This is a genomic window from Rhodococcus sp. AG1013 (assembly GCF_003350365.1).
Classification (GTDB): Bacteria; Actinomycetota; Actinomycetes; order Mycobacteriales; family Mycobacteriaceae; genus Prescottella.
Genome location: NZ_QQAT01000003.1, coordinates 219302 through 239240, shown reverse-complemented (window position 1 = coordinate 239240; position 19939 = coordinate 219302). Strand labels below are relative to the sequence as shown.

General features: G+C 69.6%; 17 protein-coding genes, 1 other RNA gene and 3 pseudogenes. 12 read left to right on the top strand and 9 right to left on the bottom strand.

Annotated features, from left to right (window positions below):
- Positions 1-81: 81 nt before the first annotated feature.
- On the bottom strand, positions 82-1788 hold the full coding sequence (locus DEU38_RS06130) for a 3-ketosteroid-delta-1-dehydrogenase (RefSeq protein WP_114719226.1): 1707 nt from the start codon (positions 1786-1788) through the stop codon (positions 82-84).
- Positions 1789-2059: 271 nt separating this feature from the next.
- On the opposite strand from DEU38_RS06130, the gene DEU38_RS06125 reads away from it, so the two are divergent.
- The 6 genes and pseudogenes from DEU38_RS06125 to DEU38_RS06100 form a co-directional block, all read left to right on the top strand.
- Positions 2060-2935: a TIGR03619 family F420-dependent LLM class oxidoreductase gene (locus tag DEU38_RS06125; protein WP_114719225.1), complete on the top strand. Its 876-nt coding sequence runs from the start codon at positions 2060-2062 to the stop codon at positions 2933-2935.
- Positions 2936-2973: 38 nt separating this feature from the next.
- On the top strand, positions 2974-3243 hold the full coding sequence (locus DEU38_RS06120) for a hypothetical protein (protein ID WP_258557647.1): 270 nt from the start codon (positions 2974-2976) through the stop codon (positions 3241-3243).
- A pseudogene (locus DEU38_RS06115) lies at positions 3237-3983 on the top strand (FecCD family ABC transporter permease); the annotation flags it as partial. The gene DEU38_RS06120 and the pseudogene DEU38_RS06115, both read left to right, overlap by 7 nt.
- Positions 3976-4485 (top strand): annotated as a pseudogene (locus DEU38_RS29005) (ABC transporter ATP-binding protein); the annotation flags it as partial. The pseudogenes DEU38_RS06115 and DEU38_RS29005, both read left to right, overlap by 8 nt.
- Before the next feature lie 340 nt (positions 4486-4825).
- Complete coding sequence (locus tag DEU38_RS06105; protein ID WP_258557646.1) at positions 4826-5407, top strand: hypothetical protein; 582 nt, start codon at positions 4826-4828, stop codon at positions 5405-5407.
- A pseudogene (locus DEU38_RS06100) lies at positions 5404-6080 on the top strand (hypothetical protein); the annotation flags it as partial. The gene DEU38_RS06105 and the pseudogene DEU38_RS06100, both read left to right, overlap by 4 nt.
- A gap of 3 nt (positions 6081-6083) precedes the next feature.
- On the opposite strand, the gene DEU38_RS29770 reads toward DEU38_RS06100, so the two are convergent.
- Complete coding sequence (locus tag DEU38_RS29770; RefSeq protein ID WP_397484379.1) at positions 6084-6305, bottom strand: hypothetical protein; 222 nt, start codon at positions 6303-6305, stop codon at positions 6084-6086.
- 3 nt (positions 6306-6308) lie between these two features.
- On the opposite strand from DEU38_RS29770, the gene DEU38_RS29765 reads away from it, so the two are divergent.
- Entirely contained in the window at positions 6309-6782 is a 474-nt protein-coding gene (locus DEU38_RS29765; protein ID WP_397484378.1) for a hypothetical protein, read from the top strand.
- Between the two features lie 55 nt (positions 6783-6837).
- Here the strand turns inward: DEU38_RS29765 and DEU38_RS06085 are convergent, their stop codons facing one another.
- From DEU38_RS06085 to DEU38_RS06070, 4 genes are all read right to left on the bottom strand, one after another.
- Positions 6838-7197 carry a hypothetical protein gene (locus tag DEU38_RS06085; protein WP_258557645.1) on the bottom strand — a complete coding sequence of 120 codons (360 nt, stop codon included), beginning with the start codon at positions 7195-7197 and terminating at the stop codon, positions 6838-6840.
- Positions 7198-7205: 8 nt separating this feature from the next.
- Positions 7206-10220: a bifunctional [glutamine synthetase] adenylyltransferase/[glutamine synthetase]-adenylyl-L-tyrosine phosphorylase gene (locus DEU38_RS06080; RefSeq protein ID WP_114719222.1), complete on the bottom strand. Its 3015-nt coding sequence runs from the start codon at positions 10218-10220 to the stop codon at positions 7206-7208.
- A 102-nt stretch (positions 10221-10322) separates the two neighbouring features.
- Complete coding sequence (locus tag DEU38_RS06075; protein WP_114719221.1) at positions 10323-11663, bottom strand: glutamine synthetase family protein; 1341 nt, start codon at positions 11661-11663, stop codon at positions 10323-10325.
- Positions 11664-11730: 67 nt separating this feature from the next.
- Complete coding sequence (locus DEU38_RS06070; protein WP_114719220.1) at positions 11731-13308, bottom strand: alpha/beta hydrolase; 1578 nt, start codon at positions 13306-13308, stop codon at positions 11731-11733.
- Between the two features lie 217 nt (positions 13309-13525).
- On the opposite strand from DEU38_RS06070, the gene panB reads away from it, so the two are divergent.
- From panB to DEU38_RS06050, 4 genes are all read left to right on the top strand, one after another.
- Positions 13526-14374: a 3-methyl-2-oxobutanoate hydroxymethyltransferase gene (gene panB / locus DEU38_RS06065; protein WP_114719219.1), complete on the top strand. Its 849-nt coding sequence runs from the start codon at positions 13526-13528 to the stop codon at positions 14372-14374.
- A 127-nt stretch (positions 14375-14501) separates the two neighbouring features.
- Positions 14502-14972 (top strand): hypothetical protein, encoded by a 471-nt coding sequence (locus DEU38_RS06060; protein WP_114719218.1) that lies wholly within the window; start codon positions 14502-14504, stop codon positions 14970-14972.
- Positions 14973-14977: 5 nt separating this feature from the next.
- Complete coding sequence (gene pip / locus DEU38_RS06055; RefSeq protein WP_114719217.1) at positions 14978-15934, top strand: prolyl aminopeptidase; 957 nt, start codon at positions 14978-14980, stop codon at positions 15932-15934.
- Between the two features lie 47 nt (positions 15935-15981).
- On the top strand, positions 15982-16881 hold the full coding sequence (locus DEU38_RS06050; protein ID WP_114719216.1) for a CHAD domain-containing protein: 900 nt from the start codon (positions 15982-15984) through the stop codon (positions 16879-16881).
- A 1-nt stretch (position 16882) separates the two neighbouring features.
- Here the strand turns inward: DEU38_RS06050 and DEU38_RS06045 are convergent, their stop codons facing one another.
- From DEU38_RS06045 to rnpB, 3 genes are all read right to left on the bottom strand, one after another.
- Complete coding sequence (locus tag DEU38_RS06045; RefSeq protein ID WP_114719215.1) at positions 16883-18283, bottom strand: RNB domain-containing ribonuclease; 1401 nt, start codon at positions 18281-18283, stop codon at positions 16883-16885.
- Positions 18284-18306: 23 nt separating this feature from the next.
- Entirely contained in the window at positions 18307-18492 is a 186-nt protein-coding gene (locus tag DEU38_RS06040) for a hypothetical protein (RefSeq protein ID WP_114719214.1), read from the bottom strand.
- Between the two features lie 341 nt (positions 18493-18833).
- Positions 18834-19274, bottom strand: an RNA gene (rnpB, locus tag DEU38_RS06035) — RNase P RNA component class A.
- Positions 19275-19351: 77 nt separating this feature from the next.
- Here rnpB and DEU38_RS06030 point away from each other — a divergent pair.
- Complete coding sequence (locus DEU38_RS06030) at positions 19352-19879, top strand: DUF1697 domain-containing protein (protein WP_114719213.1); 528 nt, start codon at positions 19352-19354, stop codon at positions 19877-19879.
- Positions 19880-19939: the final 60 nt, after the last annotated feature.

Sequence of the window (19939 nt, the reverse complement as noted above, 5' to 3'; positions counted from 1 at the left end):
GCCGAAAACGCCGCGGAGCTGCATACGGCGGGAGTCTCCCGCCGCATGCAGCTCCGACGCTTCAGAAGGGGTGGTGCTGGGTCAGGACTGCGGCGACCGCTCGGCGGCGTCGCGTGCGGCGATGTAGCCGAACACGAGACCCTGCCCGATCGTTGCCCCCGCCCCGGGGTAGGTGTGGCCGAACGCATTGGCCGCGGTGTTGCCGATGGCATACAGGCCCTCGACCGGGCTGCCGTCCTCGCGCACGACGCGCGCCCGCTCGTCGGCCTGGACACCGCCGCACGTGCCGAGATCGCTGAGCGTCATCTTCACCGCGTAGAGCGATCCGCCCGTCAGCGGCCGCAGGTTGGGGTTCGGCTGCTGGGTCGGGTCGCCGTAGTAGCGGTCGTAGGCGCTCTGGCCCCGCCGGAACTCGCTGTCGGTTCCGGTTGCCGCGTCCTCGTTGAACTTTCGGAACGTCTCCGCGAACGCCTGCTCGGGAAGGCCGACCTTGCGGGCCAGTTCGGCCGCATCGGACGCCTGGTGGGCGATGCCGGCCTTGTACCACGACTCCGGAAGCGGCTGACGCGGGAACAGTCCGGCCGCGAAAATGTAGCTGTTGCGGTACTTCTGGTCGAACACGATCCACATCGACTCCACCGGGTCACCGGCGCGCTCGCGCTCGAGAACCTTCTGCCCGTAGGACATGTAGTCGATGGACTCGTTGATGAACCGGCGACCGGCCTGATCGACGATGAACGACCCGGGCAGCGAACGCTCGGCGAGCATCACGGTCGGCGGGCGACCGGGCAGGGCCGCCACGGCGGGGAACCACCACGCCTGATCCATCAGACCGGTGGTGGCACCGACCTCCTGCGCGAGCCGGATCGCGTCACCGGTATTGCCTTCCGCACCGAGGCTCTCGTGATCACCGAGCTGCTCGGACTGGTACTTGTGCCGCATCGCCATGTCGTGGTCGAACCCGCCGGCCGCGAGCACCACGCCCCGGCGCGCGGTGACGGTGACCTCGCGGCCGCCCTGCGCGACGACGGCGCCCGTGACCCGATCGCCCTCCGTGACCAGACGCACCAGCTCGGTCTCGGTCCAGACGGGAACGCCCGCGCGCACCACGCCTGCGAACAGACCCGCAGCCAACGCCTGTCCACCGGCCATGTACTCGCGGCGCAGCGCGAGGCCACCGACTCCCTGGGCGAGACGCTTGACGACACGCGGGATGCCCTTGGTGGGCACCCGCGCCATGAGGTTCATCCACTTGTAGTCGGCGCCGGTGGTGGGCATCGGCATAGGCGCTTCCATCAGGCCCGGGCGCAGACGCGGCCGCTCCGCCCCGAGGACCGAGGCGTCGAACGGGCGGCACTCACAGGTGCGACCGATCGCCGATCCGCCCGGCAGCTCGGGGTGGTAATCCGAGTAGCCCTCGGCCCAGAAGAACTTCATCGGCGTCGTGCGCTGCAGCAATTCGACCGTGGCAGAAGAATTCTCGACGAAGGCGGTGCCGCGTTCGGCGGGCGCTGTGCCGCCGACGACGGAACGCACGTAGGTTTCCGCCCGCTCGCGAGAATCTCCGGCGCCCGCTTCACGCAGGATCGGGTTGTCGGGCAGCCAGAAGGCACCGCCCGAGCGGGCCGTCGATCCGCCCACGTACTTCGTCTTCTCGACGATGAGCGTGGACAGCCCCAACTCGTTCGCGGTCAGGGCGGCGGCCATGCCGGTGCCGGCCCCGACGACGAGTAGGTCGACGGTGATGTCGCGTGCGGGGGTAGGGGTCGGTGCGGGACGGGTGGTCATAGTGCTCCTTCGCCTAGTTCTGGTGTGGAGGCTAGGAAGGTCCGCCGCGCACCGAAACCTGCAATCCCATCCGCTGGGATGTCGCGGCGGTCCGGGTTCCGGCGGGGACCCTCCCACGCAGCGGGACAGCTCCTGACATGTGATCTTCCCCACTCCAGAATGGGTGGGCGGAGTGTCGGCCACAGGCTCGGTCGGCCCCCCGGCCGTGGTCCACATCCGTTGCCCCGTCGCGTCGGTTCGCCGACCGCCACTCGACCGAAGGAACACCACCGTGCGATTCACCTACGCAGAGGCCATGACCGACCCCGCCTTCTACGTGCCGCTGGCGCAGGCCGCCGAACGCGTCGGCTTCGACTCCATGACAGTTGCGGACAGCATCTGCTACCCGGAAGATTCGGATTCGGTCTACCCGTATACGCCCGACGGGAACCGCGAGTTCCTCGAGAACAAGCCGTTCGTGGAGGCGATGATCCTCGCCATGGCCCTGGGCGCGGCGACGAACACGCTGCGGTTCACGACCTTCGTGCTCAAGCTCCCCATCCGCCCACCGGTGCTCGTCGCCAAGCAGGCCGCCTCGGTGGCATACATGACGAACAACCGGCTGCGGCTGGGCGTCGGGGTGAGCCCGTGGCCCGAGGACTTCCAGGTGATGGGGGTGCCGTGGGAGCGACGCGGCAAGCGCACGGACGAGGCGATCGACATCGTGCGGGGACTCACCGGCGGCGGCTACTTCGAGTACCACGGTGACATCTACGACGTGCCGTCGATCAAGCTCAATCCGGTTCCCACCCAACCCGTCCCGATCCTGATCGGAGGGCACAGCGACGCAGCGCTGCGCCGGGCCGTGGTGCGCGGCGACGGATGGACGCACGCCGGCGGCGACCCCGACGAACTCGATCGGATGCTGGGGAAGCTGCAGAAGATCCGCGCCGCCGAGGGCAAGGCGGAGACGCCGTTCGAAATCCACGTCGCCTCGGCGGACGCGTTCACCGTGGACGGAGTCCGACGACTCGAGGACAAGGGCGTCACCGACGTAATCGTGGGCTTCCGCAACTCCTACGAGGTCGCGCCCGACGCCGAGCCGCTGGATCGTAAGATCGCGAACCTGGAGCACTACGCGGAATCGGTGATCGCCAGGATGTCCTGACCACGGCGGGCATCGCGGGCCGTGGAGGCCGGCTCGCGATGCCCGTGCACGGCCACTACCGAACCCCGGCCACCCGACTAGGTAACCGGTCCACCGCCCGCAACGTCGGTGTCAACCAGGTCGCGATCTCGATGGCGTCGAAAGGCATGCTGGGCACGATGTTCCCGCAGTTCCTCGACACCCCGGTGGTCGCGGGCAACGACTTCGTCCCGAACGTCGAGCACATCCTGAGCCTGAACCCGGACGTCGTGATCCAGTGGGGCGACAAGGGTGACGACATCGTCGCGCCGCTGCGCAACGCCTGGTGAGCCCGCAGATCCTCGGCGTCTCCTCCGGTGCGTCGTTCGGTGGCGTGTTGGCGCTCATGCTCGGCATCGGCTCGACGTTCCTCGTCGGCGGCGCGTTCCTGTTCGGCCTCGTGGCCCTCGGCATGGTGCTACTGATCGGGCGCAGCCGGTCCGGCGGCGCGATCCTGATGATCGTCCTCGGCGGCGTGGTGACGAGCGCGTTCTTCTCGGCGCTGGTCTCGTTCATCACGTACATCGCCGACCCGTATTCGACGCTGCCGTCGATCGTGTTCTGGCTCATGGGGTCTCTCGCGACCGCCGACATGGCGAAGGTCGCGGTCGCGGCCGTGCCGATCCTGCTGGGCGCCGCGCTGATCCTGGCGCTGCGGTGGCGGATCAACATCCTCTCCCTCGGCGACGACGACGCCGCCTCGCTCAGGGTGAACCCGGGACAGCTGCGCGCGGTGCTGCTGATGATGGTCGCACTCATGACGGCCGGCGCCGTCGCGGTGTCCGGCGTGATCGGCTGGGTGGGCCTGGTGGTTCCGCACCTCGCCCGACTGTGGGTGGGCCCCGATCACCGGATCTCGATGCCGACGACGTTCGTTCTCGGCGCCGCCTATCTGACGATCATCGACACGCTCTCGCGCACCGTCACTTCCAGGGAGATCCCGCTCGGCATCCTGACCGCGATCATCGGTGCGCCGGTGTTCGTTCTGCTGCTTCAGAATTCGCGTAGACAGGCCTTCATCGATGCTTGAGGTTCATGGCGGCCTCGAAATGCGGGACGGCGGTTTCCACTATCCCCGCCGCGACTGGGTGTTCCGCCACGCGAACCTGCGGGTCGAGGGCGGCATCACCTCCATCCTGGGCCCCAACGGCCAAGGCAAGACGACGCTGCTGCGCTGCATCGCCGGGCTGACGCCGCTGCGCGAAGGGCACGTCGAGCGCGACAATGCGATCGGGTACGTCCCGCAGGCGAGCCTGTCGAGCTTCGCTTACTCGGTGTTCGACATGGTCATGATGGGCCGGGCGAAGAATCTCTCGGCGTTCTCGGTCCCCGGCAAGGCCGACATCGCGCGCACCCGTGAGGTGCTCGAGTGCGTCGGGATCACCGACCTCGCGCAGCGCAGCTTCGCCGAACTGTCCGGTGGCCAGCGGCAGCTCGTGCTGATTGCCCGGGCGCTGGCGTCGGACGCCACGTTCATGATCCTCGACGAGCCTGTCTCGGCGCTGGACCTGCGCAATCAGGCCCGGGTGCTGGAACTGCTGCGCGACCTCGCGGTCGACGGCATGGGAATCCTCCTCACGACGCACCATCCGGACCATGCCCTTCACCTGGGCGGCAATGCCATCGTGATGCGAGCACCCGAGGACATCCGGCTGGGCCCGGTCACCGAACTGGTCACCGACGGCATGCTCACCGAGCTGTACGGCATCGAGGTGGTCAGTGCCACCGTCGACGACCGCGGCGCCCCGCGCACCGTTCTCTACACCCGCTACGACAATTTCACGGCCGGGGAACCGGCCACACTTGGAAAGTACCTCGATGACACTCGATTCGGCTGCGCCGCAGTCCCTTTCACTCGTCCTGCATCTGGTGATGGGTTCGAACACCGGCATGTCGGGCGGCACCACCGCCGCCCGGCTGGTCCGGCCGGTCGACCTCTACGACCTCGACACCTTGGACCTCGCCGGCGTGCACGGTCTCCTGATCAACGGCAACTGCGACCAGATATTCCTCGAGCGGCGCCGCGGCGTGCTCACCGACTTCGTCACCGCCGGTGGCCGCATCGCGATCATGGGCCACCCGCTCACCGACTTCCTGCCCGGCCTCGGCCAGTGGCGCAAGCTGCAGTACTCGGGCCCCAAGGATCTGGCGATCACCGCCGGCGACCCGCACCCCGTGTGGGACGGCGTCGATCCCGCCGACGTCAGCTTCCGGCGGGGCGTCTCCGGCTTCTACGGCCGCGGCTACAGCCAGAAGCTGCCCCACGGCGCCGTGGTCACCAACCGCATCGGCCGGCACGCGCTGCCCGTCGACTACGTCTACCCACTCGGGACGGGCCAGGTGCTGGTCCACGGCGGCATCGATCTCGCTGTCTACCAGGAGGATCCGAACACCTCCGCGCGCATCTTCCCGCAGCTGCTGACGTGGCTCGGCCAGCAGGAGGCACAGGCATGACCGCCATCGAACCGTTCGCCCGCACCGACCGCGCACCCCGCTCGCGCCGCCGGCTCGCACTCGTGCACGGCGGATCCCACTTCCACCTGCAGACGCTGAAGGATCCGGCGGTGATCGCGCACCAGCCCGAGTTCCTGTATCTCGCGGGTCTGACCGACGGCGACCTCGACGCGTTCGACACCGTCATCCTTGCCGACCGTCTGCACCCCGAACTGCTTCGCAGGCACACCGCGCAGATCCTCGCGGTCGCGCAGCGTGGCGGCACGCTCGTGGTGCTGGGCGAGAACGCCGCGCACACGTGGTTGCCGGGGGTTTCGTGGACGGCGCGGCCCACCAACTTCTGGTGGTGGCTCGAGGGCGAGGATCCGTTGATCCGCACCCGTAGCCCCGAACACGAGGCGTGGGAATACCTTTCGACAAATCGGCGATCTGGCACCACCACGGCCTGCTGCACACCGACGCGGACGTCGTGCCGCTGCTGGTGTCGGAGGAGCCCGACGAGAACGGCGACCTCCACGACGCCGGGATGATGCTGTTCGAGGACACCGTCACCACGCCGGGCCGGATCATCGCGACCACACTCGACCCGACGTACCACCACGGCAACAACTTCATGCCGGGGTCCACGCGCTTCCTCTACGCGCTGCTGCGCTGGCTGGACAACACCGGGTCCTGGTCAGGAAGTGTGCATCAGCCCACCGATCCCAGTGGCAGGCCGAGTCCCGCGAGCGATCCGAGCGCCCCGGTACCGGGGCCCTCCGAGATCGGACTGTGGATCGCGACCGTGCGGTGCCGCGATGGCGGTGTAGACCCGACCTTCCGGCGGTGCGGGAAGGTCCAACTGGCCCTTGTCGTTCTGGCCGACCGCCACGATTTGCCCCGTCGAGGTCAGCGCCACCGAGTGGTAGGTGCCCGCCGAGATCGCCGTGTAGGTCACTCCCGACGGGAAGGCGAACTGCGAACTTCCGCTGGAACCCCATCCGACGACCTGTCCGCCGGAGGTCAGGTCTACACCGACATCGCGGTCGGCGGTGGACACTCGCTGCTCCTGCGATCCGACGGCAGGATCGTCGCGATCGGGCGCGGCGACAACTACCAGCAGACCATCGTCCCGGCGTTGCCGGAAGGCGTGACCGTCACCGCCGTCGCCGCCGGAATGAATCACTCGGTGGCACTGCGTTCCGACGGTCAGGTCCTCGCATTCGGCAAGAGCACGGAGGGACAGTTGCTGTTCCCGCCGGCACCGGAGGGCACCCGGTACCTGTCCGTGGCCGCGGGTGAGGACTTCTCCCTCGCGGTCCGAACCCTCGCCCCCGGCGGCGAGGACCCCGGGGAGCCCGGAACCGGTTCGCTGGGAAGTCTTTTCGGTAACTGACCCCGCGCCCGGGTGAAGGGACCCCTCGAGCGCTCACAGGCGCCGAGGGGCCCCTTCAGCCGTCACGCCGGTGTGTCAGTCGACGTCGTAGACCTCGGTGGCCGACGCCGCGAGCAACCGATCGGTCATCTCGTGCTCGAGCACGACCAGGCGCGCCTCGTCCGTACCGGCCACCCGTGACGGCCCGCGTGACCATCTCGAACGCGTCCCGAACACCCGGTCCCCCGTGCGCGGTGGCGATCTCGACCTCGCGGCGCTCGGCCGGCCCCTCGGGATCGAGCAGCGGCAGCGCCCGCTCGAGCACCTTGAAGGCGTGCGCGACGCCGCCCGGTGCGTTCGGGCCGTGGTACTTCATCAGGTCGTCGAACGAGACGGTGATCGGCGTGCCCAGCTCGGCCACCTCCAGTCGAGCCACGGCCGCCACTACTCGCCTCCGAACACGCGCTGCACCACGGCCTTTGCCCGGCGGGTGACGCGGAGGTAGTTGTCGAGGAACTCGTTCGCGTCGCCGCCCGGCCAGCCGGCGACCTGCGCGACCGCCGCGAGGATCTTGCCCGGCCCGGGGAGCTGGTCGGTCGGCTTGCCGCGCACCAGCACCAGCGCGTTGCGCGCCTTGGTCGCGGTGAGCCACGCATCGCGCAGCAGCTCGATGTCGGTCTCGCTCAACAGCTCCGCCCCGCCGATCGCATCGAGCGTCTCGAGGGTCGACGTGTTGTGCAGTGACGGGATCTCGTGGGCGTGCCGCAACTGGATCAGCTGCACCGTCCATTCGATGTCGGCGAGACCGCCGCGGCCGAGCTTGGTGTGCGTGGCCGGGTCGGCACCGCGTGGAAGTCGCTCGGAGTCGACGCGGGCCTTGATCCGACGGATCTCGCGCACCGCCTGCTCGGAGACGCCACCCTCCGGGTAGCGGGTCTTGTCGATCATGTGCAGGAATCGCAGACCCAGATCGGCGTCACCCGCGACGGCGTGGGCCCGCAGCAGCGCCTGGACCTCCCACGCCTGGGCCCACTGCGCGTAGTACGCCTCGTACGACGTCAGGGTCCGCACCAGCGGTCCGCTGCGCCCCTCCGGCCGCAGTCCGATGTCCACCTCGAGCGGCGGATCGGTGCTGGGCGCGCCGAGCAGGGTCCGGACGCGGTCACCGACGATGTTGGCCCACTTGACCGCCCGGGTCTCGTCGACTCCCTCGCGGGGCTCGCACACGAACAGCACATCGGCGTCCGAGCCGTAGCCGAGCTCTCCGCCGCCGAGCCGACCCATGCCGATCACGGCGAACTTCGCGGGCGCGGGCGCACCGGTCTCGGCCTCGCTCGACCGGATGACGGCGGCGAGAGAGGCATTGAGCACCGCCGCCCACACCGACGACAACGCCCGACACACCTGCGGGACGTCGAGCATGCCGAGGATGTCGGCGCTCGCGATCCGCGCCAGTTCGTAGCGGCGCAACGATCGCGCCGCCCCGACCGCGCGGGCGGGGTCGACGTACCGCGAGGACGACGACAGGATGCCCCGCGCGACGTCCTCGGGTCGGGGGTCGAGCAGGCGCGGACCGGAGGGACCGTCCGCGAACAGCCGGATCACGTCGGGCGCCTTGATCAGCAGGTCCGGGATGTAGGCGGACGAGCCGAGCACCGTCATCAGTCGCTGGGCCACCGACGCCTCGTCGCGCAGCAGACGCAGGAACCACGTCGCGTCCACGAGCGCGTCGGACAGGCGCCGGTAGGCCAACAGGCCCGCATCGGGATCCGGGGTGTCGCTGAGCCATTCGAGCAGAGTCGGCAACAGCAGCGCCTGGATGCGCCCCTTGCGGGAGGCTCCGCCGGTGAGTGCGGTGAGGTGACCGAGCGCGTTCTCCGGCGCCGAGTAGCCGAGGGCCGACAGCTGTCGCACCGCGGCGTCGGGGCTCAGCCGCAGGGCCTCCTTGTCGATCCGGGCGACCGACTCGAGCAGCGGCCGGTAGAACAGCTTGGCGTGCAGCCGCCGCACCCGGTGCGAGTTGCGCTTGATCTCGGCGTTCAGCACGCCGAGCGCGTCGTTGCGGCCGTCCGGCCGCATGTGCGCGGCGCGGGCGAGCCAGCGCAGCGCCTCCTCGTCCTCCGGCGGCGGGAGGGTGTGCGTGCGCTTGAGCTTCTGCAACTGCAGCCGGTGCTCGAGCAGTCGCAGGAACTCGTACGAGGCGGTCAGGTTCGCGGCGTCGTCGCGTCCGACGTAGCCGCCGGCCGCGAGCGCGGTCAGGGCGTCGACGGTGCTCTTGACCCGTAGCGACGCGTCGGCGCGGCCGTGCACGAGTTGCAGGAGCTGGACGGCGAACTCGACGTCGCGGAGGCTGCCGCGGCCCAGCTTGAGCTCCCGCTCGCGCAACTCCGGCGGCACCGATTCCTCCACCCGGCGGCGCATCGCCTGCACCTCGGGCACGAAGTCCTCACGCTCGGCCGCCGTCCACACCATGGGGCCCAGCGCGTCGGTGTACTGCCGGCCCAGGTCGAGGTCGCCGGTCATGGGCCGGGCCTTGAGCAGCGCCTGGAACTCCCACGTCTTGGCCCACCGCTTGTAGTAAGCGATGTGCGAGTCGAGCGTGCGGACCAGCTCGCCACGCTTGCCCTCCGGCCGCAGCGCCGCGTCCACCTCGAAGAAGGCCGACGATCCGATGCGCATCATCTCGCCGGCGATGCGGCTCGACACCGCGTTGGACGGCTCCGCCACGAACACGACGTCGACGTCGCTGACGTAGTTCAGTTCGCGCGCACCGCACTTGCCCATCGCGATCACCGCGATCCGGACGGGACACGGCTCGTCCGGGCACACCGCGGCCACGGCCACCGACAGCGCGGCCGTCAGTGCCGCGTCCGCCATGTCCGAGAGCTGATGTCCCACAGTCTGATACGGGACCACCGGCTCGTTCTCCACCGTCGCGGCCAGGTCGGCCGCGGCCAGGACCATCATCTGGTCGCGGTAACAATCCCGCAGGGCCGCAACCGCTTCCGGCCCGGTGACGGCAGCGCGATAGAACATCGAGGACGCGTTGGGGCCGGTCTCGGGCACCGCGCCGACACACGCCAGCAGGCGCCGGGTCAGCTCGTCCTTCGACGGCAGCGTCATGTCACCGGCGAGCAGCTTCCACGACATCGGGTGCGCGACGAGGTGATCGCCGAACGCACTGGACGCGCCGATCAGCCCCAGAAGCCTCCCGCGCAGACCCTTGTCGGTGCGCAGCGCCGCGTCGAGCTCGGCCCAACCGTCACCCAGGCTCTCCTGCAGCCGTACCAGCGTCCGCAACGCCAGGTCCGCGTTCGCGGCCCTCGACAGCGACCACAGCAACTCCACCCCGTCGAGGTTGGACCAGCCCAGCACCTTCAGCTCTTCCGGAGCGGTCGGCTCGACCAGGCCCAGCCGACCCGCACCGGGCACCGCCGAACGGGCGTACGGAGGCTTCACCGGATCCCCCCGACCCAGACGTCGTCACGATCGGAACGTGGACTGACCGGACAGGGCACGCGTGTCACCTCTTCGGGGATCGTACGGTTCGGGTGGGCCGTTCTACAGGCCCAGGTACGCCTTCAATTCGAACGGCGTCACCTGGCTGCGGTAGTCCTCCCACTCCCGGCGCTTGTTGCGGAGGAAGAAGTCGAAGACGTGCTCGCCCAGTGCCTCCGCCACGAGTTCGGACTTCTCCATCTCGAGCAGTGCCTCCTGGAGGCTCCCCGGCAGCGACTTGTAGCCCATCGCCCGTCGCTCGGCGTTGGTCAGCGACCACACGTCGTCCTCGGCCTCGGCGGGCAGTTCGTAGCCCTTCTCGATGCCCCGCAGACCGGCCGCGAGCAGCACCGCGAACGCCAGGTAGGGGTTACACGCGGAGTCGGGGCTGCGGATCTCGACGCGACGCGAGGACGCCTTGTTGGGCGTGTACATCGGGACACGGATCAGCGCGGACCGGTTCGACGGCCCCCACGTGGCCGCGGTGGGCGCCTCGCCGCCGTGCACCAGACGCTTGTAGGAGTTGACCCACTGGTTGGTGACGGCACTGATCTCGTTGGCGTGCTCGAGGATGCCGGCGATGAACGCCTTACCGGTCGCCGACAACTGCATCGGATCGTCCGGGTTGTGGAACGCGTTGGTGTCGCCCTCGAACAGGCTCATGTGCGTGTGCATCGCCGAGCCGGCCTGATCGCCGAACGGCTTGGGCATGAACGACGCCCGCACGCCCTCGTCGATCGCGACCTCCTTGACGACGTAGCGGAACGTCATCACGTTGTCGGCCATCGACAGCGCGTCGGCGTAGCGCAGGTCGATCTCCTGCTGGCCGGGTGCGGCCTCGTGGTGGCTGAACTCCACCGAGATGCCCATCGACTCGAGCGCGTCGATCGCGTGGCGCCGGAAGTTCGGCGCGCGATCGTGCACGGCCTGGTCGAAGTAGCCGCCGCTGTCGGCCGGTACCGGCGGGGTGCCGTCGATCGGCCCGTTCTCCAACAGGAAGAACTCGATCTCGGGGTGCACGTAGCACGAGAAGCCGAGGTCGCTGGCCTTGCTCAGCTGACGCCGCAGCACGTGCCGCGGGTCGGCCCAGGACGGCGTGCCGTCGGGCATCGCGATGTCGCAGAACATGCGTGCCGAGTGCTGAGCGCCGTCCTTGTGCGCCCACGGCAGGATCTGGAACGTCGACGCGTCCGGCTTGGCGACGGTGTCGGCCTCCGAGACGCGGGAGAAGCCCTCGATCGCCGAGCCGTCGAATCCGATGCCTTCCTCGAAGGCACCCTCCAGCTCCGCGGGGGCGATCGCCACCGATTTGAGGTACCCGAGCACGTCGGTGAACCACAACCGCACGAACCGAATATCGCGCTCTTCGAGGGTGCGAAGCACGAACTCCTTTTGGCGATCCATGTCCGCGAGACTAAGCAAACCGCGTTAAATCTGTGTTACATCGTGAAATCGGTCTCGTCCGGCCAGCTCAACACGTCAGGTCCGGATCGGGAGCGGTGCGATCGACGAAGTACGCGGAGACCGGATCGTCGACGCAGGCGACGCCGTCGAACACCGCGGTGTGCTGGGTCCCGCGGTACGTGATCAGCGCGCCGCCGAGCTGCTTCGCCAGATTCACCCCCGCCTGGTAGGGCGTCGCCGGGTCCTCGGTGGTCGAGACCACGACCACCGTCGGCAGGCCCTGGAGTGCCGCCGCATCGATCGTGTGCGGCGCGCCGGTGTTCGGCACCGGCCAGAACGCGCACGCATCGAGCGGGGCGTTGCCGGTGCCGCGACCGTCGTCGAGGAACGGCGCCGCCTGCCGGTACCGCGTGTCCGCCTCCCCCTCGATCGCGCGGTCGGTCACCGGCGGATCGTCGACGCAACGAACCGCGTTGAAGGCGTCCTCGAGGTTCGAGTAGCTGCCGTCGTCCAGGCGACCCTCGTACATGTCGGCGAGCAGCAGCAGCTCGTCGCCGCGCCCCGCGGAGAGTTCCTTCAGCCCGGCGCGCAACGGCCGCCACAGGCTCGGTGAGTACAGCGCCTGCTGCACGCCGGTGATCGCGTCGCCGTAGCTCAGCCCTCGTGGATCCGTCGTCGCAGCAGGGCGGTCCACCAGCGGGTCGACCAGCGCCCGGAACCGGGCGTCGGCCCGGCTGGGGTCGGATCCCAGCGGGCAGTCCGCCGACCGCGCGCAGTCGGCGGCGAAACCGTCGAACGCCTGCTGGAAGCCCGCGCCCTGCAACACCACTTCCTCGACCGGATCCTGCTCGGGGTCGAGCGCCCCGTCGAGCACCATCGCGCGCACGTTGCCGGGGAAGGTCTCGGCGTACGCCGTGCCGATCCGGGTGCCGTACGAGAAGCCGAGATAGTTCAGCTGCGGATCACCGAGCACCGAGCGGATGACGTCCATGTCGCGGACCACCTCGCGGGTCCCGACGTGCGCCAGCAGCGGCACACCGGACCGTTCGGCACAGCGCGCCGCGTAGGTGCGGTTCTTGTCCTCGGTCCGCGCGATGCCCGCCGGACTCATGTCGACATTCGACTCGCGCCGCTCGGCGTCGGTTTCCTGCGGGGTCTGGCACCGGACCTGCGGGGTGGACGCACCGACGCCCCGCGGATCGAACCCGATGACATCGAAACGTTCGGCCACGTCGGTGCCGTCCGCGACCGACGCCGTGCTCAGCCCCGACGCCCCCGGGCCACCCGGATTGACCAGCAGCGAGCCCACGCGCGCGCCCGTCGCGGCCGACCGCGAGATCGCGATCTGCGCGGTATCCCCGCCCGGGTTGTCGTAGTCGAGGGGCACGGTGACCTTCGCGCACTCGAGGGTCGGGCTCAGCTCGCCGCCGTCGGTAGCGAAGCCGTCGCACGAGCCCCACCGGATCTGCTGCGTGTAGAACGCTTCGAGGCCCGGTGGAACGGTCCCCGCTCCCGCCTCACCCGCCTCGGCCGCCACCGGGGTGCCGGAGACGGTCCCGGACGACGGTTCGGTGGTGCATCCGACGGCCAGCACGGTCACCGCCGCGATCGTGGCGACGAGCAGTGTTCGACGTCCGGTCCGCATACCTCCGATCGTGCCATGCCCCGTCGAACGCCCAGGAAACACGGCATCCGAGGCCCACTCCGGCGGCGCTGCGCGCGTGCCCACGGCACGCCCGCCGATGTGACGAACTGCACTGGAAGCGCACTTCGTGGGCCTCGGTCGCGGTGGCAGACTGAAGGCGTCATCACCCAACCCGGGGACCCGCAGAGGCGGGCCTCGAGGCCAGAAAGGGACAACGATGTCCGAGACCGCTCCGTACGGCTCAACAAGCTCGACTTCTTCCGACGCCCCCAAGCGCAAGACCCGGATCCATCACCTGCAGGCGATGAAGTCCGAGGGCACCCGCTGGGCCGAGCTGACCGCGTACGACTACTCCAGTGCTCGCCTCTTCGAGGAGGCCGGCATCCCCGTCCTGCTCGTCGGCGACTCGGCCGCCAACGTCGTGTACGGCTACGACACCACCGTTCCCGTCACGATCGACGAGATGCTCCCGCTCGTGCGCGGTGTCGTCCGCGGCGCGCCGCACGCCCTCGTCATCGCCGACCTCCCGTTCGGCACGTACGAGGCCTCACCGCAGCAGGCACTCGAGACCGCCTTCCGCTTCATGAAGGAAGGCCAGGCGCACGCCGTCAAGCTCGAGGGCGGCGAGCGGGTGGCCCCGCAGATCGCGGCGCTCACCGCGGCCGGGATCCCGGTCCAGGCGCACATCGGCTTCACCCCGCAGTCCGTCAACAGCCTCGGCGGCTTCCGTGTACAGGGTCGCGGGGACGGCGCCGAGCAGCTCATCGCCGACGCCATCGCGGTGCAGGAGGCCGGCGCCTTCTCCGTCGTGATGGAGATGGTGCCCGCCGAGCTCGCCGGTCAGGTCACCCGCAAGCTCACGATCCCGACCGTCGGCATCGGCGCAGGTCACGAGTGCGACGCCCAGGTGCTCGTGTGGCAGGACATGGCGGGCTTCACCAGCGGGAAGACCGCCAAGTTCGTCAAGCGCTTCGGCGAGGTCGGCGGCGCCCTGCGCGACGCGGCCGCGGCGTACGCGGCCGAGGTCGGTGCCGGCACGTTCCCCGGCCCCGAACACAGCTTCTGACGTCACCGCGTTTCGGTTCCGAGATCGGGGACCCCGGCCGAGAAATCGGACGGGGTCCCCGATCTTTGGCACACTCGACATTCCGGGCTCACCGTGAGCCGGCCCCGACAGAAAGCTCAGGTGCACCATGCTCGAACGCCGCGGACGTCTCGCCGCCACCGTCGCCGCGACCGCTGCAGTGGCCGCGCTGATCGGCGGGTGCAGCAGCACCGAGTCCCCGACGCCGGAACAGAGCGCGCACACCGCGGAGTCGACCTCGCCCTCGAAGACGCCGCCGGCGACCACCGGGAACTCCGGGAACTCCGGCGCGGGCGGCGGTGCCGTCGCCGGCGTGACGGCGGAGCAGGCGGCACAGCTGTGCTCGGACATCGACGAGCAGTTGCAGAGCTGGCGCACCTACACCCCGACCATCGGGAAGGGTGGACTCAACACGGTCGTCGTCACCTGGGCCACCTCCAACGGGATGAACCTGATCGAGCTCGCGGGTGACCGCGATCGGATCGACGCGATCACCACCGCGCAGTGCCCGCAGGTGCGGGACGGGGCGCTCTATGCGCTCGAACTGCCCACTCTCGCGGCCGGGTTGATCGGATTCTGATCGACATGCGCACCCTGTACCCCGAGATCGTCCCGCACGAAACCGGCTTCCTGGCTGCCGGCGACGACCAGCACGTGTACTGGGAGGTCAGCGGGAACCCGGACGGCAAACCGGTGGTGTTCCTCCACGGCGGACCCGGCGGGGGCACCGACCCGGCACACCGACGGTTCTTCGATCCCGACGCCTATCGCATCGTGCTGTTCGATCAGCGGGGCTGCGGCCGCTCCACTCCGCACGTCGCCGAGGGGGCGGACCTGACGGTGAACACCACCGACCACCTCCTCGCCGACATCGAGTTGTTGCGTGGGCATCTCGGCGTCGAGCGCTGGCAGGTGTTCGGCGGATCCTGGGGTTCGACACTCGCACTCGCCTACGCCCAGCGGTTCCCGCAGCGCGTCACCGAGCTGGTGTTGCGCGGCATCTTCCTGCTGCGGCGCAGCGAGATCGACTGGTACTACAACGGCGGGGCCGGGCACATGTTCCCGGAGCGGTGGGCGGAGTTCCTGGCGCCGGTGCCGGTCGCCGAGCGCACCGGCGATCTGGTGGAGGCCTACCACCGGCTGCTGCACGCCGACGACCCGGACACGGCGCTGCGTGCGGCCATCGCATGGTCGAGCTGGGAGGGCGCGACCAGCTCGTTGCTGCCCAAGCCCGAACGGGTCGCCGAGACGTCCGAGCCGCGGTTCGCGTTGGCGTTCGCGAGGATCGAGAACCACTACTTCCGCAACGCGGGCTTCATCGAGGAAGCACAGTTGCTCCGCGACGCCGGGGTCCTGGCATCGATACCCGGGGTGATCGTCCAGGGCCGCTACGACGTGGTGTGCCCCGCGACGAGCGCGTGGGAACTGCACCGGGCGTGGCCGGCGTCGGAACTCCACATCGTCGACGACGCCGGGCACGCGGCCGCCGAGCCCGGGATCACCCACCACCTGGTGGAGGCGACGGACCGCTTCCGCGGCTGACGGTTTCGGTCCTCGACTGGACCTGTGTGCACTGGTAGACCTGAACTGTGGCAGGACGGAAGCAGGGATCCGGCAGTACCGTCACCGACGTGATCGTCCCCGCGGCACGGGGCCACTACGAGCGGTTGGTCTCGCTCGCCGCCGACGTGCGGGACGACGCCGACGACTCCGTGCACCAGATGCGGGTTTCCGCGCGCCGCCTGCGCAGTCTGCTGGGCACCTACCGTGACGCCTTTCCCCCGGACGCGACGGTCACCGCCCGCTCCGAACTACGGTGGCTCGGATCGGTTCTCGGCAAGGCCCGCGACGCAGAGGTGCTCGCGGCCCGGTTCTGCGAACTGATCGACGCCCAGCCCGCCGATCTGGTGGTCGGCTCCGTCCACCAGCGACTGGTCGGGACACAGGAGGATCTGTACCGGGCCGCTCACGCGGACGCGGTCGACGAGTTCGCCCGGCCGCGCTACGCGGCGCTGTGCGCGCTGCTCGAGGAGGTCACCTCCGGGCGCGAGGCGGCGCCGGTGGATCTGACGCTGCGCAGCGGCCTCGACAAGGCGTACCGACAGCTCCGCAAGGCCGCGAAGAAGGTTCGCGCGCTGCGGCACGAGGACGGCGCGGATCTCGGGCCCGCCCTGCACCGGGTCCGCAAGCGCGCCAAGAAGCTGCGCTATGCCGCCGAGGCGGTCGCGGCAGCGGAGCCGTCGGCCGCGGATCTCGGGTCGGCGGCCAAGGCCCTGCAGTCGATGCTCGGCGACCACCAGGACGGCGTCCTCGCGCGAGACTGGATCATCGACGCCGTCGCGCAGGCGCGCATCGACGACGAGGACACCTTCACCTACGGACTGCTGTACGCCGCCGAGGAAGCACGTGCGGCCCGGACCACGAGCGAACTTCCACGGCTCGTCAAGGCCATCAAGAAGGCGCACCGCACGCTCGACCTCCGAACGTGACCTAGGCGGGGAACGCGAACTGGACCGAGCGCCCCGCGACGTCGGCGCCCACCAGGCGCACCTTCACCTCGTCGCCCTCGGCCGGGTCGCCCGCGCACTTCGCAATGACCGACACCGCCGGCACGAACACCTCCGCACCCCTCTTGTCCCCCGCCGCGCGCAGCACGGTCGCGTCGAACACCTCGCCGACCCGGCCGGCCAACAGGGTCGCCTCGGTGAGGTCCACGCACGCCCGGTCGATCTTGCCCGCACGGGAGTCCGACGCCCTCATCAGCGCGGGCAGGGTGGGCAACGCCTCCCGCACCCATTCGGGTACGGGCTCCCCCGCCGACACCGCGAGGCACACCTCTGTCGTGAACCGGTCCGACAGACGACGCAGCGGCGCGGTGACGTGCGCGTAGGGTCCGCCGATCCCGGAATGGGCCACCACCGCGGGAAGCTCACCGTCGAAGGCCACGTAGTCGGCGCCCCGCATCAGGGAGGTCGCCTCCGTCATCATCACCAGTGACGCCGCCGCGTTCGGATCGAGCCCGGCGAGCACCTCACCCACCCGGGTGCCGTCCGCCCAGGCGACGCCGAGCGCACTTGCGGTGCGCCGCAGCGACTCCACCGCGCGCGTCGCGGGCGGCGGCATCGTCCGCAGCAGCCCGACACCCGCGTCGAGCATCAGCCGCGCCGCGCACATCCCGGTCAACAACGACACCTCGGCATTCCAGTCGTCGGCCTCGGTGCGCGGCTCCATCTCGACCCGCCAGCCGTTGCCGTGGCGCACCACTCGCTGTTCGGGCAGTCGCAGTTCGATCGCGCCACGCTCGGTCGCCGCGACCGCCCGCAGCCTGCCGAACGCGGGCAGTGCCGCGATCGACGGATGCAGGGTCCCGGACGCGGAATGCGCCTGCACGGTGGCGTAGTCGAAGCGGGCGACCGACCGCACCAACGCACGGGTGACGGCCACCCGGACCGGCTCGGCGTGCTCGTCCAGGTCCATCCGCCACAGCACCGCGGGGCGCACGACGTCGGGCAGCAGGCTCGCCGCGTCCTCCGACAGATCCCGCGGATGCAGCGGCACCGAACCGTCGGGGAGATAGAAGGTCTGGCCGCGGTCACGCGTCTCGCGGTCCAGTGCACCACCCGGCAGCACCACCGCGGCCACATCGGCGATCGCGTAGTGCAGCACGAAGCCGTCGCCGTTGCGCTCGAGGTGCAGCGCCTGGTCGAGATCCATGGACCCCGGCGGGTCGATCGTCACGAACGCGAGATCGGTCCGGTCCTCCCGCTCCCCGGCGCGCGCGTCCACGGCGGCGGCCACCTCCGCGAGCACGGCCTCCGAGAATCCTTCCCGGAGCGCGAATTCGGCTCGCACCGCGTCGAAATCGACGCCGCGCGCGATGACCCGGGCCATCCCGACCGGCCGCGGGCTACCGTTCAGTCGTTCCACTCGGCGTCGGCGTCGTCGGCCGCCTTGTTGCGTTCGGCCGCGATCTGCAACGCGCGTTCGGCGCTCTCCCGGTCGGGATACGGTCCCATCCGGTCGAAGACGTTGCTCGCCTTGCCCTGGGTGACCGAGCCGTCGGAGGGGCTGAAATACCACTGCTGGTCGTCGTCGCTCATGTCCTCAGTGTGCCTCGGACGCGGCGTCGTCACCATCGCAACGCGAGGGAAGGGGCATAGGTCTGTGACATCGCCGCTCAGGCTGCTAATCTCTGCGCGTACCGCGCTTTCTCGTCGACGCACCGCGTCACCGAACCATCGACGCGCTGCGTCAAAGATCGGAGCCCCGCATGTCCTACATCCTCTTCGATACGCTTCTCCCCGTTCTCGGCAAGACCGGCGCCGAATACTGGGCCAAGCTGCTGATGATCAACCCGCTCAGCGGCATCCAGGCGTAGTACCCGCAGACAACGAGAAAGGCCCCCGGCAGCGCCGGGGGCCTTTCTCGTGTGTGATTCGGGCGGACGAGTTGGCGTGTAAGCCGGATCCTGTCCCCGACGCGAGCGCCGGGTGGCGACCATCCATCTGGGCACACCGTTGCCGGGTACCTCGAGCGGTTCACCCGCAGGCTCGGGCGAGCAGCCCTCGAACACCTGCGCAGCCGCACCATGTCCCGGAGGACACCGGTGCGGCCTTCAACCTTGCTCCGGGCGGGGTTTACCTAGCCGCCCCAGTCACCTGGGGCGCTGGTGCGCTCTTACCGCACCTTTTCACCCTCACCGACCGCTGTGTCACAAGGACACAGCCGCATCGGCGGTCTGTTTTCTGTGGCACTGTCCCGCGAGTCACCTCGGGTTGCCGTTAGCAACCGCCCTGCTCTGTGGAGTCCGGACTTTCCTCGGCATCGGGCCTGACATCTCGAGGATGTCGGTTCCCGTCGCCGCGGCCGCCCGGCCAACTCGTCCGCACGGTAAGCCTACTGGGTCGCCGCGCCGTGTCCGAACCGGCGGTGTCGGAGTGCCGGGCTAGGGTCCGGAACATGACCCGATACGTGTCACTGCTGCGAGGCATCAACGTCGGTGGAATCAACATCAAGATGGCCGATCTGAGCCGGGTGTTCACCGAGTTGGGCTTCGACGACGTCAAGACCGTGCTGGCCTCCGGGAACGTCCTGTTCTCCAGCGACTCGACGGACATCCCGGCGCTGAAGTCGGACATCGAGGCCGCGTTGCGCGCCGCATTCGGCTACGAGGCGTGGGTGTTCGTGCTCAGCACCGAGACATTGGCCCGAATCGTTGCGTCCTACCCGTTCGACCCCGCGCACGACGGCTGGCATCCGTACGTGATGTTCACTGCGGAGCCGACGGTCCTCGCGGGTCTTCTCGACGCACATACCGACCTCGATCCGGACATCGAGCGGATCCGGGGCGGCGACGGCGTCCTGTACTGGGAGGTCGAGCGCGGGATGACACTGAAGAGCAGTTTCGGTAAGAACACCGGCAAGCCGAAACTCAAGGCGGTCACCACCACTCGCAATCTGCGGACCCTGGTGAAGCTCCTGAAGTAACCGCGGGCCCCCGGTTCTCACGGGCAACAGCCGCCGGCCCGAGCTCGGTTCGTTCGAGCT

Bases quoted from the DNA above. Each gene is read 5' to 3' on its own strand.
- DEU38_RS06130 (WP_114719226.1), bottom strand. From the start codon at position 1,788: ATGACCACCCGTCCCGCACCGACCCCTACCCCCGCACGCGACATCACC.
- DEU38_RS06120 (WP_258557647.1), top strand. From the start codon at position 2,974: ATGCCCGTGCACGGCCACTACCGAACCCCGGCCACCCGACTAGGTAAC.
- DEU38_RS06105 (WP_258557646.1), top strand. From the start codon at position 4,826: ATGGGTTCGAACACCGGCATGTCGGGCGGCACCACCGCCGCCCGGCTG.
- DEU38_RS06075 (WP_114719221.1), bottom strand. From the start codon at position 11,663: ATGGATCGCCAAAAGGAGTTCGTGCTTCGCACCCTCGAAGAGCGCGAT.
- DEU38_RS06070 (WP_114719220.1), bottom strand. From the start codon at position 13,308: ATGCGGACCGGACGTCGAACACTGCTCGTCGCCACGATCGCGGCGGTG.
- panB (WP_114719219.1), top strand. From the start codon at position 13,526: ATGTCCGAGACCGCTCCGTACGGCTCAACAAGCTCGACTTCTTCCGAC.
- DEU38_RS06060 (WP_114719218.1), top strand. From the start codon at position 14,502: ATGCTCGAACGCCGCGGACGTCTCGCCGCCACCGTCGCCGCGACCGCT.
- pip (WP_114719217.1), top strand. From the start codon at position 14,978: ATGCGCACCCTGTACCCCGAGATCGTCCCGCACGAAACCGGCTTCCTG.
- DEU38_RS06045 (WP_114719215.1), bottom strand. From the start codon at position 18,283: ATGGCCCGGGTCATCGCGCGCGGCGTCGATTTCGACGCGGTGCGAGCC.
- DEU38_RS06040 (WP_114719214.1), bottom strand. From the start codon at position 18,492: ATGAGCGACGACGACCAGCAGTGGTATTTCAGCCCCTCCGACGGCTCG.
- DEU38_RS06030 (WP_114719213.1), top strand. From the start codon at position 19,352: ATGACCCGATACGTGTCACTGCTGCGAGGCATCAACGTCGGTGGAATC.